Source organism: Pseudanabaena sp. CCNP1317 (genome assembly GCF_034931345.1).
Lineage (GTDB): Bacteria > Cyanobacteriota > Cyanobacteriia > Pseudanabaenales > Pseudanabaenaceae > Pseudanabaena > Pseudanabaena galeata.
Genome location: NZ_JAYGIF010000055.1, coordinates 17,232 through 37,006 on the forward strand (window position 1 = coordinate 17,232; position 19,775 = coordinate 37,006).

15 protein-coding genes and 1 tRNA gene are annotated in these 19,775 nt (G+C 41.2%); 8 read left to right on the top strand and 8 right to left on the bottom strand.

The window, feature by feature from the left end:
* Positions 1–101: 101 nt before the first annotated feature.
* The 6 genes from cpeB (at position 102) to VB775_RS10360 (ending at position 5,951) form a co-directional block, all read left to right on the top strand.
* Positions 102–659 carry a C-phycoerythrin subunit beta gene (gene cpeB, locus VB775_RS10335; RefSeq protein ID WP_281005456.1) on the top strand — a complete coding sequence of 186 codons (558 nt, stop codon included), beginning with the start codon at positions 102–104 and terminating at the stop codon, positions 657–659.
* 73 nt (positions 660–732) lie between these two features.
* Positions 733–1,227 (top strand): bleomycin hydrolase, encoded by a 495-nt coding sequence (locus tag VB775_RS10340; RefSeq protein WP_281005457.1) that lies wholly within the window; start codon positions 733–735, stop codon positions 1,225–1,227.
* 226 nt (positions 1,228–1,453) lie between these two features.
* The gene (locus VB775_RS10345) at positions 1,454–2,719 is read left to right on the top strand and encodes a HEAT repeat domain-containing protein (RefSeq protein WP_281005458.1); all 1,266 of its coding nucleotides are present in this window, start codon (positions 1,454–1,456) and stop codon (positions 2,717–2,719) included.
* 191 nt (positions 2,720–2,910) lie between these two features.
* The gene (locus VB775_RS10350; protein ID WP_281005459.1) at positions 2,911–3,519 is read left to right on the top strand and encodes a HEAT repeat domain-containing protein; all 609 of its coding nucleotides are present in this window, start codon (positions 2,911–2,913) and stop codon (positions 3,517–3,519) included.
* Between the two features lie 89 nt (positions 3,520–3,608).
* Positions 3,609–4,802 carry a class I SAM-dependent methyltransferase gene (locus VB775_RS10355; protein ID WP_281005460.1) on the top strand — a complete coding sequence of 398 codons (1,194 nt, stop codon included), beginning with the start codon at positions 3,609–3,611 and terminating at the stop codon, positions 4,800–4,802.
* Positions 4,803–5,168: 366 nt separating this feature from the next.
* Positions 5,169–5,951, top strand: a complete 783-nt coding sequence (locus VB775_RS10360) for a TIGR03943 family putative permease subunit (protein WP_281005461.1) — start codon at positions 5,169–5,171, stop codon at positions 5,949–5,951.
* Positions 5,952–5,968: 17 nt separating this feature from the next.
* Here VB775_RS10360 and VB775_RS10365 read toward each other — a convergent pair whose 3' ends face one another.
* The 5 genes from VB775_RS10365 to VB775_RS10385 form a co-directional block, all read right to left on the bottom strand.
* Complete coding sequence (locus tag VB775_RS10365; protein WP_281005462.1) at positions 5,969–6,811, bottom strand: ABC transporter permease; 843 nt, start codon at positions 6,809–6,811, stop codon at positions 5,969–5,971.
* A 288-nt stretch (positions 6,812–7,099) separates the two neighbouring features.
* On the bottom strand, positions 7,100–8,605 hold the full coding sequence (locus VB775_RS10370; RefSeq protein ID WP_281005463.1) for a hypothetical protein: 1,506 nt from the start codon (positions 8,603–8,605) through the stop codon (positions 7,100–7,102).
* A 211-nt stretch (positions 8,606–8,816) separates the two neighbouring features.
* Entirely contained in the window at positions 8,817–10,661 is a 1,845-nt protein-coding gene (hepA, locus tag VB775_RS10375; RefSeq protein ID WP_281005464.1) for a heterocyst formation ABC transporter subunit HepA, read from the bottom strand.
* A 32-nt stretch (positions 10,662–10,693) separates the two neighbouring features.
* Positions 10,694–11,698 carry a phenylalanine--tRNA ligase subunit alpha gene (pheS, locus tag VB775_RS10380; RefSeq protein WP_281005465.1) on the bottom strand — a complete coding sequence of 335 codons (1,005 nt, stop codon included), beginning with the start codon at positions 11,696–11,698 and terminating at the stop codon, positions 10,694–10,696.
* Between the two features lie 150 nt (positions 11,699–11,848).
* On the bottom strand, positions 11,849–14,398 hold the full coding sequence (locus VB775_RS10385) for a peptidoglycan DD-metalloendopeptidase family protein (protein ID WP_281005466.1): 2,550 nt from the start codon (positions 14,396–14,398) through the stop codon (positions 11,849–11,851).
* Between the two features lie 1,147 nt (positions 14,399–15,545).
* Between VB775_RS10385 and VB775_RS10390 the strand changes: the two genes are divergently transcribed.
* A complete protein-coding gene (locus VB775_RS10390; protein WP_281005467.1) occupies positions 15,546–17,144 on the top strand; it encodes a glycoside hydrolase family 57 protein in 1,599 nt (532 codons plus the stop codon).
* Positions 17,145–17,344: 200 nt separating this feature from the next.
* A complete protein-coding gene (locus tag VB775_RS10395; protein WP_176453325.1) occupies positions 17,345–17,500 on the top strand; it encodes a hypothetical protein in 156 nt (51 codons plus the stop codon).
* A gap of 32 nt (positions 17,501–17,532) precedes the next feature.
* On the opposite strand, the gene VB775_RS10400 is transcribed toward VB775_RS10395, so the two are convergent.
* From VB775_RS10400 to VB775_RS10410, 3 genes are all read right to left on the bottom strand, one after another.
* Positions 17,533–18,975, bottom strand: a complete 1,443-nt coding sequence (locus VB775_RS10400) for a TldD/PmbA family protein (RefSeq protein ID WP_281005468.1) — start codon at positions 18,973–18,975, stop codon at positions 17,533–17,535.
* A 59-nt stretch (positions 18,976–19,034) separates the two neighbouring features.
* Positions 19,035–19,106, bottom strand: a tRNA-Gly gene (locus VB775_RS10405).
* Positions 19,107–19,241: 135 nt separating this feature from the next.
* On the bottom strand, positions 19,242–19,730 hold the full coding sequence (locus VB775_RS10410; protein ID WP_281005469.1) for a flavin reductase family protein: 489 nt from the start codon (positions 19,728–19,730) through the stop codon (positions 19,242–19,244).
* Positions 19,731–19,775 lie beyond the last annotated feature (45 nt).

Here is a 19,775-nt window from a genome sequence, read left to right on the forward strand (position 1 = left end):
GACTAGCTCCACCTTCATCTTTTATGTTCTATATGTCTTGTGAATGACACAAGCAAAAAAACAACATTTTAATAAGATAACCAATTTATAAGGAGAGCGAAATGCCACTTGACGCTTTTTCTAGAGCTGTAGTTACAGCCGATGCTAGCACTTCAGTAGTAAGTGATATCAATGCTCTTAAAGCATTCGTAGCTAGCGGTAACCGCCGCCTAGACGCAGTAAATGCGATCGCCAGCAATGCAAGCTGTGCAGTTTCCGATGCAATCGCAGGTATCGTTTGCGAAAACCAAGGCTTAATCCAAGCTGGTGGAAACCTATATCCTAACCGTCGCTTTGCTGCTTGCTTACGCGACACCGAAATCATCCTCCGCTATGTCACCTATGCTTTGTTGGCTGGTGATTCTTCCGTATTGGATGATCGTGCTTTGAATGGTTTGAAAGAAACCTACTCTGCACTTGGAGTCCCCACAACTTCTACCATCCGTGCAGTACAAATCCTCAAAGCGATCGCTGTAGCACACATCCAAGGTACTAACACCGAAGCTAGAGCAGGAGCTAAGTATCGCAAGAACGAAACTCCTCTAGTAGAAGATCGTTGCGCTAGCATCGCTGCTGAAGCTGCTGGATACTTTGATCGCGTCATCGCAGCACTGAGCTAGTCTTTGCTAATTGCTCATAAACATTAACAGAAAGCTAACAGTATAAAAAGAATCCAGTTTGGAGATTTAATAAATGAAATCCGTTGTTACCACAGTCATTTCTGCTGCCGATGCAGCAGGTCGTTTCCCTAGCACCTCTGACCTAGAATCAGTACAAGGTTCCATCCAACGCGCTGCTGCTCGTTTGGAAGCTGCTGAAAAGCTCGCTAACAATATTGATGCAGTTGCTAAAGAAGCTTATGATGCTGCAATCAAGAAGTATCCTTACTTGAACAATGCAGGTGAAGCAAACTCCACCGATACTTTCAAGGCAAAGTGCGCTCGTGACATCAAGCACTACCTCCGTTTGATTCAGTACAGCCTCGTTGTTGGTGGTACTGGTCCTTTGGATGAGTGGGGTATTGCAGGTCAGCGCGAAGTATATCGCTCTTTGGGCTTGCCTACCGCTCCTTATGTTGAAGCATTGAGCTACGCTCGTAACCGTGGTTGCTCTCCTCGTGACTTGTCTCCTCAAGCTTTGACCGAGTACAATGCATTGCTCGACTACGCAATCAATTCTCTCTCCTAGTTTTTAGCTTTTAGCGATTAGCTTTTAGCGATTAGCTTTTAGCGATTAGCTTTTAGCGATTAGCTTTTAGCTGAAATAATTAATTATGTAAGCCCAGAAGTTCTAAGCGATTTTCTTCCTTCAAAAGGTAGAATCCTAGTACTTCTGGGTTTGCTTTTTGTATTTTGTCAACCGAGTTTCTAATTAGCTAACAGCTAAAGGCTAACGGCTAACAGCCAAATAACATATGGATAAACGCTTTTATAGTTTTTTTAATTTGACAGAAGATCAGGCGATCGCCATTTTAGATACGCCTCAAGATCAAATAGGTGAAGATGATTCGAGGTATATCGCTGCTTCACATTTAGTTAATTTTAATTCTGAAAGATCGATTGACGCTTTAATTAGAGCAATTCAAAAAAACGATCCTGAAATGGAAAATCGGATTGTGCGGCGGAAGGCTGTGGAAACTCTAGGAAGGCTTCAAGCAACCGTAGCTTTGCCCGTCATTCGGGAATGCCTATCCGATCCAGATTGCTACATGGTAGAGAATGCAGTTTGGGCGATCGGTGAAATTGGTACGGAAGATCCTGAGATTCTGCAAGAAATTACGCAATTACTGGATAGAGAAGCACAAACCTATCGCGTGATCATCCAGACTTTAGCGAAGTTAGATTACAAACCTGCGATCGCCAAGATTAAACCATTCACCACCGATGAGAGTCTGCCCATTTCCAGTGCTGCAATTACGGCTCTCTGTCGGTTAAATCGAGATTTTTCGCAAATGGATCAGATTGTGGCGCTGTTGCAAAATCGCAACGTGATCGCTCGACGCTTATCGATTCAAGATTTAATTGATGCTAATTATTACGCGGCAATTCCCGATATTTCCCATTGCCCTGTATCTCTAGTATTCCGACTGCGTGGCATTCGCATGTTAGGAGAAGCAGGAATCCAAGAAGGAGCGATCGCTTTTGCTGACATTCAACCCTATCTCGAAAAATCTTTAATCGATCACCCCAATTCACTATGCCTTGTGCATCGTTACGATACTTTGCCAGATTTATCTTTTTTAATTCATGAATTATACGAAACTGATTTTGGGCGGTGCTACACAGCAATTAAGACAATTTTAGAGAGCTATGCCGAAACTGCTCCAGAAGCCCTTTTTAATACTTACGAGCAAGAAGCAAAAAATGACTATGGGGCTCATTTCCACGTCATGAAGCTTTTTGGTTGGCTAAAACATGCTCCTGCCTACGATCTATTAATTGAAGCTCTACACAATAAGCAACCCCAATTCCAAAAATCCCGTGCCGCCGCCGCGATCGCCCTAGCTGAAATTGGTGACCCAAGAGCCATCTCCGAAATCAAATCTTGTCTCACCGCCCAAATCTGGGATCTCAAATATGCCTCTCTACTAGCCTTAGAGAAACTTGGCGATCGCAGTGGCTACGAAGTACTTGCCAACGATAGCGATTTACTAATTCGTGAGAAAGCTAATAGCTATTAGCTGTTAGCTGTTAGCTGTTTAGATTAGTCAATAAAGGTTGTAGGCAAAAGATGAGAAAGTGAAACTTTTTCAATGTTCATAAAAGCCAAAAGCCAAAAGCTAAAAGCTAAAAGCTAAAAGCTAAAAGCCAAAAGCTAAAAGCCAAAAGCCAAAAGCTAAAAGCTAAATCCCATTACCCATTACCCATCACCATGTCCACCGAAACCTTTTTCCAACAACTAAAACACCCCAACCCCAATGTCCGCAACCAAGCAATGTGGGGAATTGCTGACAATTACGATGCCGAAGTAATTAATAGACTAATGGCACTGCTCGATGAAGAAGACACTACCTATCGTCGAGCCGCCGTCAAAACTTTAGGTGCGATCGGTCATGAGACAGTAACGCCATTAGTTGAGGCTTTGCTCAATAGCGACAATATGACCGTGCGAAGTAGTGCCGCCAAAGCTTTAGCCCAAGTCGTAATTTGTCATCCCGATGAGCCTTTGTCCGATGAGGGTGTGCAAGGATTAAGGTCAGCATTACAAGATCAAAATCCTGTGGTAAATATCGCAGCAGTAATGGCAATGGGCGAGATCGGAGCACCTGTAGTACATCTTTTGATTGAGGCTCTGCAAACAACTGAAAATCCTGCTTTGGCGGTTTCTTTGGTTAATGCGATCGCTTCGACTGGTGATAGTCGTGGGATTGACGTGTTACAAGCCATTATTAACGATGAGGCGGCGGATTCCTATGTGCGGGAGACGGCAACTAGTGCCATATCCAGACTAGAGATGGTGGCAGGGTTTAAGAGAAATTAAGGTGATTTCGGGTAATAAAAATACCAAGATGTGGTCTAAATTAACCCTAAAATATTAAACCGATAATAAAACAATTCTAAAAAATCACTATGTCCGATCCCAAGGTTAGCGCCGCCGTAGCGAGTCTCTACAATACCTATCCTTTTCCACCTGAACCCATCTTAGATGAGCCACCACCGGGGTATAACTGGCGTTGGAATTGGCAAGCTGCCTATAGCTTTTGTACGGGGCAAAAACCTGCTAGAGATAATATTCGGATTCTTGATGCTGGCTGTGGATCGGGCGTAAGTACAGAATACCTAGTCCATCTCAATCCTGAAGCAACCGTAGTTGGGATTGATCTCAGTGAAGGGACTCTTGCCGTTGCCAAAGAACGCTGCAAAAGATCGGGAGCCACCAGAGCCGCGTTCCATCACCTCAGCTTGTTTGATGCCGACCAACTCGAAGGAGAGTTTGATCTCATCAACTCCGTAGGAGTGTTACACCATACCTCCGATCCGATTCGTGGTATTCAAGCCCTTGCCAATAAGCTTGCCCCTGGAGGATTGCTACATATTTTTGTCTATGGCGAGTTAGGTCGTTGGGAAATTCGCTTGATGCAAGAAGCGATCGCCTTATTGCAAGGTGACAAACGCGGTGATTATGTTGATGGCGTAAAAATTGGTAGAGAGATATTTGCCAATCTACCTGAGACTAATGCTCTACGTCGTCGCGAAAAAGAACGTTGGGAAATGGAAAATACTCAGGATGCCTGTTTTGCCGATATGTATGTGCATCCTCAAGAGATTGATTACAACGTTAATACGCTATTTGAATTAATTGATGCATCGGGCTTAGAATTTCTCGGCTTCTCAAATCCACAGGTATGGGATTTAGATCGCTTGATTGGTAAAGCACCCGATTTAATTGAGCGATCGCAACATCTCTCTGAACGCGATCGCTACCGACTGATTGAAGTTCTCGATCCCCATACAATTTCTCATTATGAGTTCTTTTTAGCACGTCCTCCAATTCCTAAACAAACTTGGCAAGTTGATGCAGAAATCCTTGCGGCGATTCCTGAGCCTAGTCCTTGTATCTATGGCTGGAAAGATAGTCCGAACTTCTTTGACTATAATTATCAACTTGCGAGAATTAGTGATGCAGAATGGAAGTTCCTACTAGCTTGCGATGAAAATCAAACTAAACAGCAAACAGTTGCCCAGATTTTGCAGTCCGTTGATGCGAGTTTAGATGATGTGCGATCGCTCCAAAAGCAACAAATCATTCTTTTGAGCGCCTAAAATTTAATTTGCAGATCTATTGAAACCCAAACTAAGAAAGATTTTGAAAACACTGCTAAGCAGTGTTTTCAAAATCTTTCTTATGGCTCGTTCGATCAGAAATTGCCGTAATACCAATTCACAAAAGTGTGGCAACACTTTTGTATAGCTATAGCCACCTGTATCAGGACAAATCAAAACCCAAGTAGTGTGAGGCGGCGCGAAGCGCCGCCTCACACTACTTGGGTTTTATGTCCTAACAAGAATGGCGACAGCTATATATTAAAAACCAAACCCAGTAAGGGTTTTAAAAACACAAAATGGCGTAGCCATTTTGTGTTTTGGTATAAGATACAAACTGTAGGACTTATCTAGTCGTCTTTCCCCATGTCTTCACGATCCACGAATTCTTCATCGTTTCTAAGTACTTACTGGCAGAAGTTTTTACCTTGGCTAGAATCTTGTGCAATCTTAGCTTGGGGAATTACGCTTCTGAAGCTATGGCTGGCGGGACAGCTATATCTCCTAGTCCACCCCAACTACATTCCTCTAACCGTAATCGGAGGAATTATACTAACCATTGTTGGTATAGCTGAAGCTTGGCGTGTGTCAAAACGGCGACAAGGTTATACCAATAATCAACAACATGTGACATTGATCAAGCCATCCTTGAGTAGTAGTTTGCTCTTGATTGTAGCGATCATCGCTTTGCTTATTAACCCACGACCATTCACTAGCGAAAAAGCAATTCATCGGGGTGTCATCGACAATATTGCCGATGCCAGAACTATCCCCCAATCGTTTCGCGCTAGCAACCGCCCCGAAGAGCGCACCCTAGTAGAATGGGTACGCACAATCAGCGCCTATCCTGAACCTGATGCATATAAAGGTCAAAAGGTAAAATTAACAGGCTTTGTTGTCCATGCGCCCGATCAGCCAGACAATATGTTTCTGATTACGAGATTTGTGATTACCTGTTGCGCTGCCGATGTTTATCCTGTGAGCCTGCCAGTCAAAATTGCGGAAAGCCGTGCTAACTACCCACCCGATAAATGGTTGCAAATCGAAGGTCAAGCCGATGTGGATATTAACAATGGCAACCGCCAAGTAGTAATTGTGGCAAGTAATATCACCGCGATCGCCGAGCCAAAAAACCCTTACGACTACTAACAATTAAATGACATCAGCTAAATGACATCAGCAAATGTCCGTTCCATTTTCCTAAAATACCAAATACCACTCCAAAGCAATAAAAATACTAATCCGACTGAAAGCAAAAAGCTTGGCATATATATATTTGCATTACTACCAAGAATTGCCCATCGAAACCCGTCAATTACACCCACCATTGGATTAATAGAATATAGTAAACGCCATTGCTCAGGCACAATATTGCTGCTAAAACCAACTGGAGAAATATACAAGCCAAACTGAATAATAAAAGGTACAACAAATCTAAAATCTCGATATTGGACAGTCAACGCGGCTAACCATAAACCTGCACCCATTGAAGCCGCTGAAGCGATTAGGATAAAAAATGGCAATGTCAAAATTCGCCAATCAGGAACAAAGTTATACCAAGCCATTAATCCCAAAAGAATGATTCCTGAGATTAAGAAATCCACAAAACTGACAATCACTGCACTAGTTGGCACAATTAGTCGAGGAAAGTACACCTTAGAAATTAGATTAGCGTTCCCAATCAAACTATTGCTACACTCACCCAAAGCATTGGCAAAGAACTGCCAAGGTAACATACCTGCAAAAACTAGAATTGGATAAGGAACGCCTTGTGAAGGTAATTTAGCAATATTTCCAAACACCACAGTAAATACAACCATAGTTAGAAAAGGTTTAATTAATGCCCAAGTAATGCCGATCGCAGTTTGTTTGTAGCGGACTAAAATATCGCGCCATGCTAAAAAATAAAATAGTTCTCGATAGCGCCACAAGTCCTTCCAATACTGATTTTCTATACTTCCAGCTTCAATTATTAGTTCTTTTTGAGAAGCATTACCTTGGTCATCCATAAAATTAAAATTTGGAATAAGCGTCTTATGTGAGTTGGAATTGTACAGCTTATAGCAAGGGTTTCAAGCTATGGCTCATACGAGATAAGTATAAGTTAAGTCTTTGCGTATTTACTTCCTCTCAGACCACAACTCTCATAAGACGTAATAAGTTTAAGTGTAAATGTCAAGTCACGTTAATAGTTTATAAGTAGCTGGGCATAAATAAACTAAAAACCTAGAAAGCTGTCCCGCCCGCGTAGCGGGCGGGACAGCTTCTGGTTTTAGGTTTTAATTATGGTGAGCTACTTAGCAAAAAAACAATAAAAAACTCATGTAAATAAATCGTCTTGACAATAAAATAATTGGACTAGATTTTAGGGCTTTCACAGCGAGCCTGCGAGACGAATCCTTATGACCTTTTTGCAATTCTTGCCACGCATAATTAGAATATGCAAAACTATTTTGGCGAGCGTAGACATATTTTAGAGCGATCTTGGCTAATAGATTACTTCTTTGTATTGAAGCGGGCAGCCAAGCAAACGCGTGAACGTAATTTGAAAATAAAATCTTTAAAGTATCTTTGAATTCATACTTTGGCGCAAGATCGTAGAACTTACTTTCTGATTGATGTCGTGAAAATGGTTGCGTTCCGAAGGCTTCTGCTTCAGCCTTACTTGGATTACAAATAAAAACTTTCAGTAAGTCTTCGGTAATTTGCTTAAAGTAATCAGATGTACTTTCTTGTGGCTGAAAATTTTTAGTTAGATGCTCAGCAAAATTAACAATTGCCTGATGTTGCACTAGTAGCCCCCACTCAATACCACTTTCATTACTATCAGACCTTAAAATAGGCACATATATGTCATCTTGTTTTTCGTATCTAACTGTACTTCCATGATCTGCTGCCATAAACAACTCTAAAATTTGAGGATCGCATAAAAAATAGCGATCGCTTCTGTCATTAACTTCTAAAAAATAAGGCATTAACCGATCCTTAGGGAAAGCTTGAGTAGTACTAAGGAGACCGAAAAAAAAGCCTTGTAAGCCCGTATCTGGATAAATATTCCCTGCTGCTAAAAGATTACTTAGAGATCTTTGCGATTTACCAGACCAGCCAATATCTACTGTGGCATAAGGTATTTTGTCACCCATTCCTTCTTGCTTAAAGTATCCAATAGCTTTGTCCCGAAAGATCTTAGCCATAGCAAGAATTTGCTCTAGAAAAGATGGATCTTGAAAGACTTCTGTCAAGATCATAATTTCATTAGCATTAAGTGCTTTGTCCCAACTGTCTTCTCTAAAATCATATCTAGAGAGGATATCAGCAATTAGTTCTGGTTTCAGATTAACTCGTTCGCAAATGATACGAATCGAAAGAAATCCTGGATTATCGATAAGCCAATTAAATTCTTGTTCACCTATAGACTCAATGGAGGGAAAGTGAAAAGCTTGTCTCGATCCATAAAAATATCGGCAATCAATCTCATATCCCCATTGACTGATGATCGTTTGAGCAACCTTAAAAAGAATTTGCCCATCCCTAGCCATGAAATATAGCCTTTGAATACCTTTCTGCTTCGCTTGTATCAAAACCCAATGGACGAAACCAAAAATGATTGGCGCAATAACATTAGTAGAAGTATCCCAAATCGTCTTTTTATTGATCTCAGTTTCAGGACAATGTAATCGACAGATACGGGATGTCTCAACCAGTTGAGATCTAAAATAAGATGATAGTTTTTCATTTTCTACTATCATCTGTTCGTAACGATTGAGATCTGTTTTTAGAGAAGGAGACAAACTTACATCCATTTGTTTAACTATACATACTCATAAGAAGTTTAAAAATGGTAGCGCTATTTTAAAGTTACAAAAACTTACTGGGGTTGATTTTTAATTTAGTCAAATAGGAGCATCTTGTTTACGTGGGGATGTAAATAATTAAGAAGAGTTCTAGATATTTCATATCCCAAATATCATTATTCTATTTCTTTGACATAAAAAAATATTTTTAGAAATCTCTTTAGTTTTGAGACGACTCATTTTGCATTTGATGATACTTCCATAAACTGCCTTTCTTCTCTATAAGTTCCTGATAACTTCCTTGTTCAACAATTTCTCCTTTCTCCAAAACGACAACATTATCAGCACGAACAATTGTCGAAAGTCGATGGGCAATCATAATTACCGTACATCCCTTTGATAAGTTTTCTAATGATTCTTGAATCAATCTCTCTGTTACAGAATCAAGTGCACTTGTTGCTTCATCTAAAATCAAAATTTCAGGCTTTCGTAACAAAGCTCTTGCGATCGCAATTCTTTGTCTTTGCCCGCCTGACAGTCGTACACCGCGATCGCCAAGTACTGTATCAAACGCCTCAGGCATTGCTAAGATAAAATCTAGAGCATTAGCTTGTTTAGCAGCTTCTTGTAACTCTATTTCATCGACTAAATCTACTCCATAAGCGATGTTATCTCTAACTGAAGCATTGAATATAAAAGTATCTTGACTAACAATAGCCATCTTACTACGAAATGAATTAATCTCTAAATCTCTTAATTCAACATCATCAACTAAAATTTGTCCTTGAGTTGGATCATATAATCTAGGAACTAAATCAGCTAAAGTAGTTTTTCCTGCTCCTGAAGTACCAACAAAAGCAGTTGTTTTTCCACGTTTGATGGATAAGTTAATATCCTTTAGAATAGGTTGGTCAGAACTATAACTAAAGTAAACAGACAAGAAATCTATTGATCTTTTTAAGCTCTTAAATTCCCTATCACCATTTAGAAGATAAACTTTATCCTCTTGTTGCAGGACACTCCTAATTTTACTGTATGAGCCTGCATAACCTGCTAGTTCTGTTCTTATACCATTAACCTGTTGCACAAGGGGCATCATCCGAAACAGAACAAACATAAGAGTTAGCAAAGCAGAAATTTCTAATTTTCCCTCAATTACGAGAAAGTTAAATGCTACTAAAATAATACCAATCAAAATTGCAGTGGAAATAGATTCTGCTAAAGGACGCACAAGACTCATATAAGAGAACAAATTAAGATGTGTCTTCCGCAAATCCACCGAATTTTTATAAAATCTTTCTCTCTCAAACTGTTGTGTACACGAGGTTTGGATTGTGCGAATACCATTAATAAATTCAAGCGTACCAGAAGCAAAACTAGAATAAGCTTGTGATGTTGGGAAACTCAACTCTCTTACTTTAATGCCAAATTTTGATATAAATAACGACAGTACACCAAATAGAATTAAAGCAACTATGGATAGCTGCCAAGATATGACAAACATTGAGATAATGTAAACTATCAGCGTTGCTCCAGTAATACCTAGCGATGAAGCAGATGAAAAAGATCGCTGGATAGACTCTATCTCATGGGTCATTGAATTAATTAGGTCACCAGATTTTGAGGTTGAATAATAACTCAAACTTACACTTATCAATTGCTCAAACATTGATTTATGTAAGCGATCGCCAAATGAAGACTCTGTTGACAGAGAAAATACTGCTGCCCCATAAGAAAATAATGAACGCAAAAAAGCCGCAATAATTACTAAAAGCCCCAATCTGTTGAGTCTTTCTATGTGGCTAGATTGTACCCCAAAGATAAAAGTGTCTATCCAACCTGTACCTGCTTGAGATGATGGTGCGTTAAGACTAGTTATACTTTGTAGGAATAAATTAATTATTCCTACAGCAACCCCTTCAAATAATGCTCCTAGAATAGAAAACACTACTGCAAGTAAAGCAATTAACCAAAAATACTTAAATTCCCGAAGAAAAATGTAGTTGTGTCGCCAAAATTTACTGTTTCTTACAATATTTTTGAAAAAATCTGTTTTCAGGAACATGGATTTGACCAATATATATCTTGAGTCTCAATTTAAAACTGACGCAAAAAGCGTAAGTCACTTGTAAATAGACGACGAATATCATCTATTTTATGTAAAACCATGGCAACCCGATCTACACCAAAACCCCAAGCAAAACCAGTGACTAGTTCAGGGTCATAGCCAACAGCTCTAAAAACATTAGGATCAACCATACCACAGCCCCCAAGTTCGAGCCATCGTCCGTTCCACATTACATCGACTTCGGCAGATGGCTCAGTGAAAGGGAAGTAGCTAGGACGAAAGCGAATTGGGCAGTCTCCTAAAAGTTCTTCGACAAAGGTTTTAACAGTACCTTTAAGATCGCCAAATGTTAGCCCTTCTTCTACTGCTAAAAGCTCGATCTGATGGAAAATTGGGGAATGGGTGGCATCAATGTCGTCTTTACGATAAACACGCCCAGGACAAGCAATTCTTAATGGAGGTTCATTTTCTTCCATATAGCGGATTTGTACCGAGGAAGTTTGCGATCGCAGCAATTTACCATCGCTCAAATATAGAGTATCTGCCATATCACGGGCTGGATGATCGGCTGGGGTATTGAGGGCTTCAAAGTTATAATAATCAGTTTCAATTTCTGGTCCTTGGGCGACGGTAAAACCTAAGCCCACCAAAATATCCAGCATGCGGTCAATTGTACTTTGGATAGGATGTTGCCTACCTTGATAAAAATTTAAGATCCCTGGCATTGTCACATCAAGAGTCTCAGCTTCGAGACGTTTAGCAATTAATGATTGCTGAATCGTAATTTTGCGTTCTTCTAGCTGAGTTTGCAAAGTCTGCTTAACTTGATTGGCGATCGCACCAACTTGAGGGCGTTCTTCAGCAGATAATTTACCCATAGCACCTAGAATTTGAGAGAGAGTGCCTTTCTTTCCTAAGTACTCTACCCTTAACTGCTCTAATTCTTCGGGAGTTTGCACATCTCCAACTGATTTTGTTGCGAGTTCTGATAGAGATTGCAATTGAGTGGTTAAGCTCTCTAAGTCCGTTGCCATCAACGTTTCCTATTTATTTATGAAGAATCTTTTGATGTCATAACTTTAGCAGAAAAAATGTAAACTCTGCTCTTATCAGTCAATTTTCTTGTAAAAGCAGAAAGAGGGCTTGCTCAGCAAGTCCTCTTTCTTAAAGATAGTTAGTCTGGTTTATCTTTTAGCATTGGCTAAAAACGTCATTGGGTCGATCGCACTACCACCATTCGGACGAATCTCAAAGTGGAGGTGAGGCCCAGTACTGAAGCCTGTACTTCCCATCTCTCCGATGATTTGACCTTGGCCAACTGTTTGACCTTCTTTGACATACAGCGCATTCATGTGAGCATATCTAGTGATTGTGCCGTCAGCGTGACGGATATCAATCATGTTGCCATATCCACCATTGTGCCACTGTGAGTATTCTACTACTCCAGAAGCAGCCGCTAGGATTGGAGTGCCAATGGGAGCAGCAATGTCAATACCTTGGTGAATTCTTCCCCAGCGCCATCCATAGCCAGATGTAAATACACCATCGGCAGGCCAGATAAAGCCAGTCGATAATCCATAATCTTGGACATCAGGCAAATACGCACTAGCTGTCAGTTGAGGTAACTGAGGAGAGATTCCTGAACGATCACCTGGATTGGCGATCGCACTACGACTACTATCAAAATTGCGATCTGGATTTGGAGAAGTATTTAAATTTGCGGCTGCAATCTTAGCTGCTTCTAGCTTACGAGCTTCTTCAGCTCTACGCGCAGCTTCTTTGATTTCAGCATCACGAACTCTAGCATTGAGTTGATCCACTTCAGTCTCTAACCGCTTCACCTCAAGAGATGTCATTCTTGCTTCGGGATCAGGTAGTAAAGCAACTTGATTTGGCTGTGTAATGATTGATGCCTGCTGATCAACAGAAGCCGAGGAGGGGACTTTAGGCGCAAGGCTAGCTGCTAACCTTGCAGGAATTTGGACATTTGGTTCAGAAGCAGGCTGAGATATTGCAGATGCAGGCTCAGGATTAGTGATGTTGCCTTGCTCGATCGCCCGATTAGCAGGAATAGGCGGAGTTGATATGGCAGCTAAGGGTTCAGATTTGATAATCGGCTCAGCCACTGGCTGATTCAACGTTTCCACAGGAGCATTACCTAGGTTGACTCGTTGTTCCTTAATTAAGGTGGTAGGAATCAGTGGAACTGACAAAGCTGCTGCAATTCTGGGCGAGAACTGAATCTGAGGTTCAGCAACTGGCTGAGAGGAGCTAGATTCTAGAGGAATTGAGCGACTGCTACTGTACTGCTCAGAAGCTGAAGTGGCAGGAATAGATGGTGTCGCAATCGACCTAGCTGGCAAATTAAGAGCCGTTGAAGATAAGGCAGGATTTTTCTGGCTACTAGAACTGCCTAGTTCCCCTAATAGCTGTTCAGGTGCAAATGGGAAAAGTGCAACAGCAACCTTAGCTACTGGTTCATCAGCAATAGGTAAGCTTGGTAGCAGAGCTGTACCTTTTGCTTGCAGACTATTTGACTGTTCTTGAGCAGGAGCAACTGGCAAACTAGCAGAGACTTCAGAGCCAGTCAACTGCATTAAGCCAGTCCAAGGAGAAATACGATTTGCCGCAGCAATTTTTGTTCCCGCATCCTTGGGGAAAACCATCGGTGTTGCAGCCGTAACTCTTACTGGTTCAAAATCTCTAGTAGTAGAATTTGCAGAAAATCGAGTAGTCTCCGACAAAGTTGCTACAGGAGATGGGATTTGCTTAATTGGTTTCTCGTTAGAAGAGGCGACCACTTGCGTCTCTGGTAGGTTGCGCCCCTGAGGAAGCTTTAACTCTTGATTAAGCTCTAACCATTGAGGACTCTCTAGCTTATTTGCCTCAATGATCGACTTTTGAGTGATACCGTAACGGCGAGCTATAGTCTCAATCGTATCGCCATTCTGAACACGATAGGAGATATATTTCGGCTGTTTGGAGATGGAATTTTCAGCAACATTTGACTTAGAACTGTTGCTAGCCAAGGTAGCTACTGTCTTTTTTCCTTCTAATTCCTGCAACCTTTGTATTAAGCGCTCTTTCTCGGCTATTAACTGCCTCTTGACATGACCTTCTTTTACTTGCATTAAGGTCGAAACATTGCCTGGAATTACCAGAGGCTGATCAATTGCTAAAAAGTCGCCAGAAGTTAATGATGTAAACTTAATAATTTCGTTCTTAGGAACGTTGTAGTAACTAGAAATAGCTTCGAGGGTATCTCCTGATTTAACCTTATGAACCAAACCGTTCACAGGAGGGATTACCAGTTTAGCGCCTGGTTGCAATTCAGTATTTGCACTTATGTTGTTTGAAGCGGCGATCGCTGCCGCATCAACTTGATAAACTTGAGTTAATTTCCATAAAGTTTCATCTTCACGCACTTCATGGACGATTACGCCTTGAGCCTGATCCCATGTTCCCGAAGCGATCGCAGTTCTTGCCATTTCATACTTACGATCCTGATTTTGTGACATCACATCAGTCAAAGTACGAGATGACGTAGCAACAGGCGATGCTTTGAGATTATTATTCACTGTTTGTTGGTTAACCAACACCCCCACAGTTCCAGCGGATAAAGCAAAACCTAAAACTGCAAGCGAACGACGCACCTTCGTAGAGGTCATCTTGTCGCCCAATGTCAGGGAAACACGGGGGATAAGATCCTCGTCTTTGGAAGATATCTTTTTCAAAAAACTGCCTCCTCTAAACTAGCTTTGCTCCTGATAAATCAAGTGTGAGAATAAAGCGAGTTAAATAATTAAGCCTTTTTAAATTTAGCAAAATTAATAACCCAGCAAGGAGCAATTACAGTTCATAAGTTACCTTGATTTTTTCTTTAAAACAAGTTCATAGTGAACAGCAAAATAATGAATTGTATGCATTCAGTCTCCTTTTCCTGCCGAATGCATATTTAATGGGTTTCTGTCAACCAGCAGTTTGGTAAAATAATCTTGCAAAATCTATAGAAAATCTATTTGTACTTAAATATACCCAAAGATAGTTTTTACAAAAAAATCTTCTTACCCGTTATCGTTTTTTTTGAGTCTACTAAATGATTTTGCTGAATTCGAGATCTTAAGGTATCTCTCATTCCCATGGATAGCAATAGGAAGTATTGTAGTTTTTTATAGGTGCAAGCTCTTGATATCTCCATTTTAAGCTTGTTTACTACATCTAGCGTTTTAAATTAATTTGTTTTGTTATGTAAGCTTTTTTTAACAATTTGATTCAAAAAATTTACAAAATTCATTCTAAGCAGGCTACTCAACTAGAGTAAAACCCGAAAACAAAAGGCTACGTAAATTACGTAGCCTTTTATTTTCGGGTTTTGCTCTAGTGCTACTTTATTTAACGTCAGTTCGACGAAAGCGAAAAATGGAAAGGATTCGCCATTTGTGTCGTGCGAAGCACGACACAAATGGCTATATCGAACTAACGTTTATTTATTCACACAGCCCTAATCTCTAAAAAACAAAGGTCGCATCTCGCAGAGCCTTGCCCCTCAAGAAAATTTACTTGTAATTTACTCGCGATCGTCAGCATGTATACATAATTACATTGGGTACATCAATAGCTTAAAATTACTTTAAAAATGCCTTAAAAAATGAAATCACATTTAGAGATAGCAGCTTTTACCAGCATAACCACAGTACCGAGACTCTACCCATCTTTAAATTAGGGTTAACGTACTTTATTTGCTCAAAAACCGTTGTCAGACTAACTGAATAGATTTCAATATCTGAATAGGCAGCACATAGCTTTGTCTACCCGATGTTGAAATTCTGCCATTTTTAGCACTATAGGCTAATTTAAAGACTTTTTAGGAAAAGAAGATCTATGAGCATTGGATATCTCGCGCTGGTCTTACACGCTCACCTGCCTTACGTCCGCCACCCTGAAAGCGACTACGTACTTGAAGAAGAATGGCTATATGAGGCGATCACTGAGACTTATATTCCCCTAATCAAAGTATATGAGGGGCTGAGGCGAGATGGTATTGATTTTAAAATGACCATGAGCATGACCCCGCCATTGGTATCAATGTTGCGCGATCCTCTTCTGCAAGAACGTTATGATAAGCATCTTGCCCTGTTACAACAATTGGTTGAGCTTGAAGTCATCCGCAATGAGCATAATGGTCATGTCAAGTATCTGGCTGAGTACTATGTTAAAGAATTTGCTGAAACTCGCGAAACTTGGGAAAAATACGGCGGCGATCTAGTAACTGCGTTTAAGCAATTTCAAGATACAAATAATCTGGAAATCATTACCTGTGGAGCGACTCATGGCTATCTGCCACTGATGAAAATGTATCCAGAGGCAGTCTGGGCGCAACTAGAAGTCGCAGTTGAACATTACACCCAAGAATTTGGACGCGCACCGAATGGAATTTGGTTGCCAGAATGCGCTTATTACGACGGATTAGAGAGATTATTAGCGGATGTAGGATTGCGCTATTTTCTGACCGATGGACATGGGCTTTTGTATGGTCAACCTCGGCCTCGGTTTGGCACATATGCGCCTGTTTTTACGGAAACAGGTGTAGCTGCATTTGCGCGCGATCATGAGTCATCACAGCAAGTATGGTCATCGAAGGTCGGCTATCCCGGAAATGCGGTTTATCGGGAGTTTTACAAAGATTTAGGATGGGAGGCTGAGTATGAATACATCAAGCCGTTTATCATGCCTAATGGTCAGCGTAAAAATACAGGTGTCAAATATCACCGCATTACAGGAAGTGATTTTGGGCTAGATGCGAAGCAGCTTTACGATCCTTACTGGGCAAAAGAAAAGGCTGCTGAACATGCAACAAACTTCATGCAAAACCGTGAAAGGCAAGTTGGCTATCTACATAATATGATGGGTCGTCCGCCCCTTGTGGTATCTCCCTATGATGCAGAGTTGTTTGGACATTGGTGGTATGAAGGTCCTTGGTTTATTGACTTTTTGATCCGTAAGTCCTATTACGATCAAACAACCTATGAGATGACGCATCTTGCCGATTATTTGCGTGTCAACCCCACTCAGCAGGTATCACGTCCTGCTCAATCTAGTTGGGGTTACAAGGGTTTCCATGAATATTGGCTAAATGAGACGAATGCTTGGGTTTATCAGCATTTACATAAAGGTGCAGAACGGATGATTCATTTATCCTATCGTGAACCTGCGGATGAACTGGAGTGGAGAGCTTTAAATCAGGCTGCTCGTGAGTTGCTTTTAGCACAATCTTCTGATTGGGCTTTCATTATGCGTACTGGCACGATGGTTCCCTATGCGGTTAGAAGAACGCGATCGCACTTAATGCGATTGGAGAAACTATTTGAAGATATCGAGGCAGGCAAAATTGACGCTGGTTGGTTGGAAAAAATTGAATATATAGACAATATATTCCCTGACATTAATTACAGAACCTATCGACCATTGACTGCTGGCTAATTGCTTCAGTAGCAAACCCAAAAGAGAAAAGAGGCGCAATGCGCCTCTTTTCTCTTTTGGGGATACCCCAAAAGTCTTGCATCGCAAGTCTTTTTCTTTACATTTATTTAATAAAGTGTTAGTAGCATATGCTACCGTTTAGATAATTATATGTTATGGTACTTATATATAAACAATATGTAATTTAAAGGATATTAGCGATGAATACTCTTCAAAGAAAGGCTGAAGCTGCTGCAAATCATAAAGCCAATCTATCAGCCTCGGTCAAGCGCCGTATGGAAGTTGCTCGTGCTAATAATGACGCTGGATTACTAAATGTCCTAGAGCAAGAAATGAAGCAACTGGGCTTAAATTAGACAAAAAAGGGACGCTAAGCGTCCCTTTTTTGTTAGGATGCACCGCCGAAGACTTCAATGTTTTCAAATAAACAAACGGGTGAGGCATGTCCTACCCGAATTACTTGGTTAGGCTCACCTTTGCCGCAAAAGGGGGAACCATAGGCTTCGACAGTGTGGTGATCGCCTACTTTTACCAAACTATTCCAGAATTGATTAGTAACCCCGCGATAATTAGGATTACGCAGAGTTTTGGTTAATTTGCCATTTTTGATGAGTTTTGCGTATTCGCAGCCAAATTGAAACTTATTGCGATAGTCATCGATTGACCAAGAGCGATTGGATTCCATATATATGCCACTTTCAATATTGGCGATGATCTCTTCAAAGGATTGTTCGCCTGCTTCAAGGTTAATATTTGCCATGCGATCAATCGCGGGACGATTCCACGAAGTTGCTCTGGAATTAGCGACACCCTCGATACCCGATCGCACTTGACTTTCAGTGCTGCCTAAACCTCGCAAAAGCTTACCTTCTTTAATTAAATATTCCTTAGTCGCAGGTATTCCTGAATCATCAAAGCCATAGCTAGCAAATTCGCCAGCCATCGTGGGATCAAAGGAGACGTTCATTAATCGTGAACCATACTGCATATTGCCAAAGTCCTCAAGTTTAACAAAGCTGCCACCAGCGTAATTGCGCTCATCTCCTAGGATGCGATCGATTTCTAAGGGATGTCCGATGCTTTCATGGATTTGTAGCAACATTTGATCTGGTGCAAGGACTAGCGCTGTGGTTTCCGTAGGACATTCGGTTGCTGAGAGTAGTTCTATCGCTTGTTCACCGATAATTTGCGCTCTTTGCAAAATCGATTGGCGATCAAATACTTCCATGCCGATTTGATTGCATCGCGCAAGCTGTCCGTTATCACCACGGCGCTGAATAATCGCACCATCTTGAGCCGTAGCCGCGTAGTCTGTGGCTATGGTCAGAAATTTTTGATAAATGTCAGAGCCGTTACTACTAACAAAGTTGGTTTCAATTTCAGTAATGACAGCATAGGCACTAGTTTTGACGATCTTGTCAGAAACTTTTAAGGTGTCGCAGATCTCGATCAAGAGTTCATTAATTTCTTGCGGGGCGATCGCATCCGAAGGTTTGAGAAATGGTGAGAAGTACTGCCCGATCGCCTGTGGGCGTTGAGCGATTGTAAAGCGATGCACAGCCCATTTTGCGGCAGTTTTCGCTTGTTGATAGGCTTTCTGAGCTGTAATTTGGATATTTGCGAGGTCGAGATGATTGGTACTGGCATAGCCAAACTGTCCGTCAGCTAATACTTCGATCATCACGCCGTGGGACTGGCTACGTCCATTGGACTGGGGTTTGCGATCGCGTACATATCGAGTCGTATTAATTTCTTTGACTTCACGTAAGCCGATCCATTCAGCAGATGGTAGATCAATATGAGATAAGGCGGCTTTTAAATCAAATTGCATCAGTAAAATCCATAAAGTAAAAGGGACGCAAAGCGTCCCTTTTACTTTATCAACTATTAAGCGGGTGATGGGATTCGAACCCACGACATTCTCCTTGGCAAGGAGATGCTCTACCACTGAGCCACACCCGCATTTCTAAACTCACTTAGTGCTTTGTTAAGTCACTTGCTTGCGTTTAGCGCTTTATTAATATGACAAACATTGCGATTAATGTCAACTATTTTTTTATCTCTAAAAGATTAGGGGCGCTTCGCGCCCCTAATCTTTTAGTATTTGAAGCCATTTTTGCGAGTGTGGATGGCAGGTTCGCCATCACGGAGGCGATCGCCTGCGGTGATCGTTGCCAAAATTACGCTGTGGTCACCTGCATCGAGACTACCTGTAACTGTCGCATCAAGATAGGCGATCGCCTCAGTTAGGAAGGACTGACCACTGGGGGCTGTTGCAGTCTCCAGCCCATCAAAAGGATCAACATCGGGAGCAAAACCTTTGGCAAAATGTCCGATAATTTTGCCATTTCCTTTTTCGGCAATATTAATTACAACTGGACTGCCAACGGTCAAAAAAGACTCAATGGGTCTACCTTTGCCAACAATGATTGTTACGGAAGGAGGATTAAACCCAGCCTGTTGTACCCATGAAGCTAGCATGGTGGCAGTTTTGCCATTTTGTTGAGATGTGACAATAAACAAACCACTAGGGATCGCACCGATGGCGGCTCCGAGTTGTTCATCTTGAGAAGTGGTAACGGTCATTATTCACTAAAATTATAAAAAGACTTGCTTTAGCTTAACTTAACA

Coding starts and splice junctions, on each gene's coding strand:
- VB775_RS10340 (WP_281005457.1), top strand. CDS start 733: ATGAAATCCGTTGTTACCACAGTCATTTCTGCTGCCGATGCAGCAGGT.
- VB775_RS10410 (WP_281005469.1), bottom strand. CDS start 19,730: ATGACCGTTACCACTTCTCAAGATGAACAACTCGGAGCCGCCATCGGT.
- VB775_RS10365 (WP_281005462.1), bottom strand. CDS start 6,811: ATGGATGACCAAGGTAATGCTTCTCAAAAAGAACTAATAATTGAAGCT.
- pheS (WP_281005465.1), bottom strand. CDS start 11,698: ATGGCAACGGACTTAGAGAGCTTAACCACTCAATTGCAATCTCTATCA.
- VB775_RS10395 (WP_176453325.1), top strand. CDS start 17,345: ATGAATACTCTTCAAAGAAAGGCTGAAGCTGCTGCAAATCATAAAGCC.
- VB775_RS10360 (WP_281005461.1), top strand. CDS start 5,169: ATGTCTTCACGATCCACGAATTCTTCATCGTTTCTAAGTACTTACTGG.
- VB775_RS10350 (WP_281005459.1), top strand. CDS start 2,911: ATGTCCACCGAAACCTTTTTCCAACAACTAAAACACCCCAACCCCAAT.
- VB775_RS10355 (WP_281005460.1), top strand. CDS start 3,609: ATGTCCGATCCCAAGGTTAGCGCCGCCGTAGCGAGTCTCTACAATACC.
- VB775_RS10390 (WP_281005467.1), top strand. CDS start 15,546: ATGAGCATTGGATATCTCGCGCTGGTCTTACACGCTCACCTGCCTTAC.
- VB775_RS10345 (WP_281005458.1), top strand. CDS start 1,454: ATGGATAAACGCTTTTATAGTTTTTTTAATTTGACAGAAGATCAGGCG.
- VB775_RS10400 (WP_281005468.1), bottom strand. CDS start 18,975: ATGCAATTTGATTTAAAAGCCGCCTTATCTCATATTGATCTACCATCT.
- VB775_RS10370 (WP_281005463.1), bottom strand. CDS start 8,605: ATGGATGTAAGTTTGTCTCCTTCTCTAAAAACAGATCTCAATCGTTAC.
- cpeB (WP_281005456.1), top strand. CDS start 102: ATGCCACTTGACGCTTTTTCTAGAGCTGTAGTTACAGCCGATGCTAGC.
- hepA (WP_281005464.1), bottom strand. CDS start 10,661: ATGTTCCTGAAAACAGATTTTTTCAAAAATATTGTAAGAAACAGTAAA.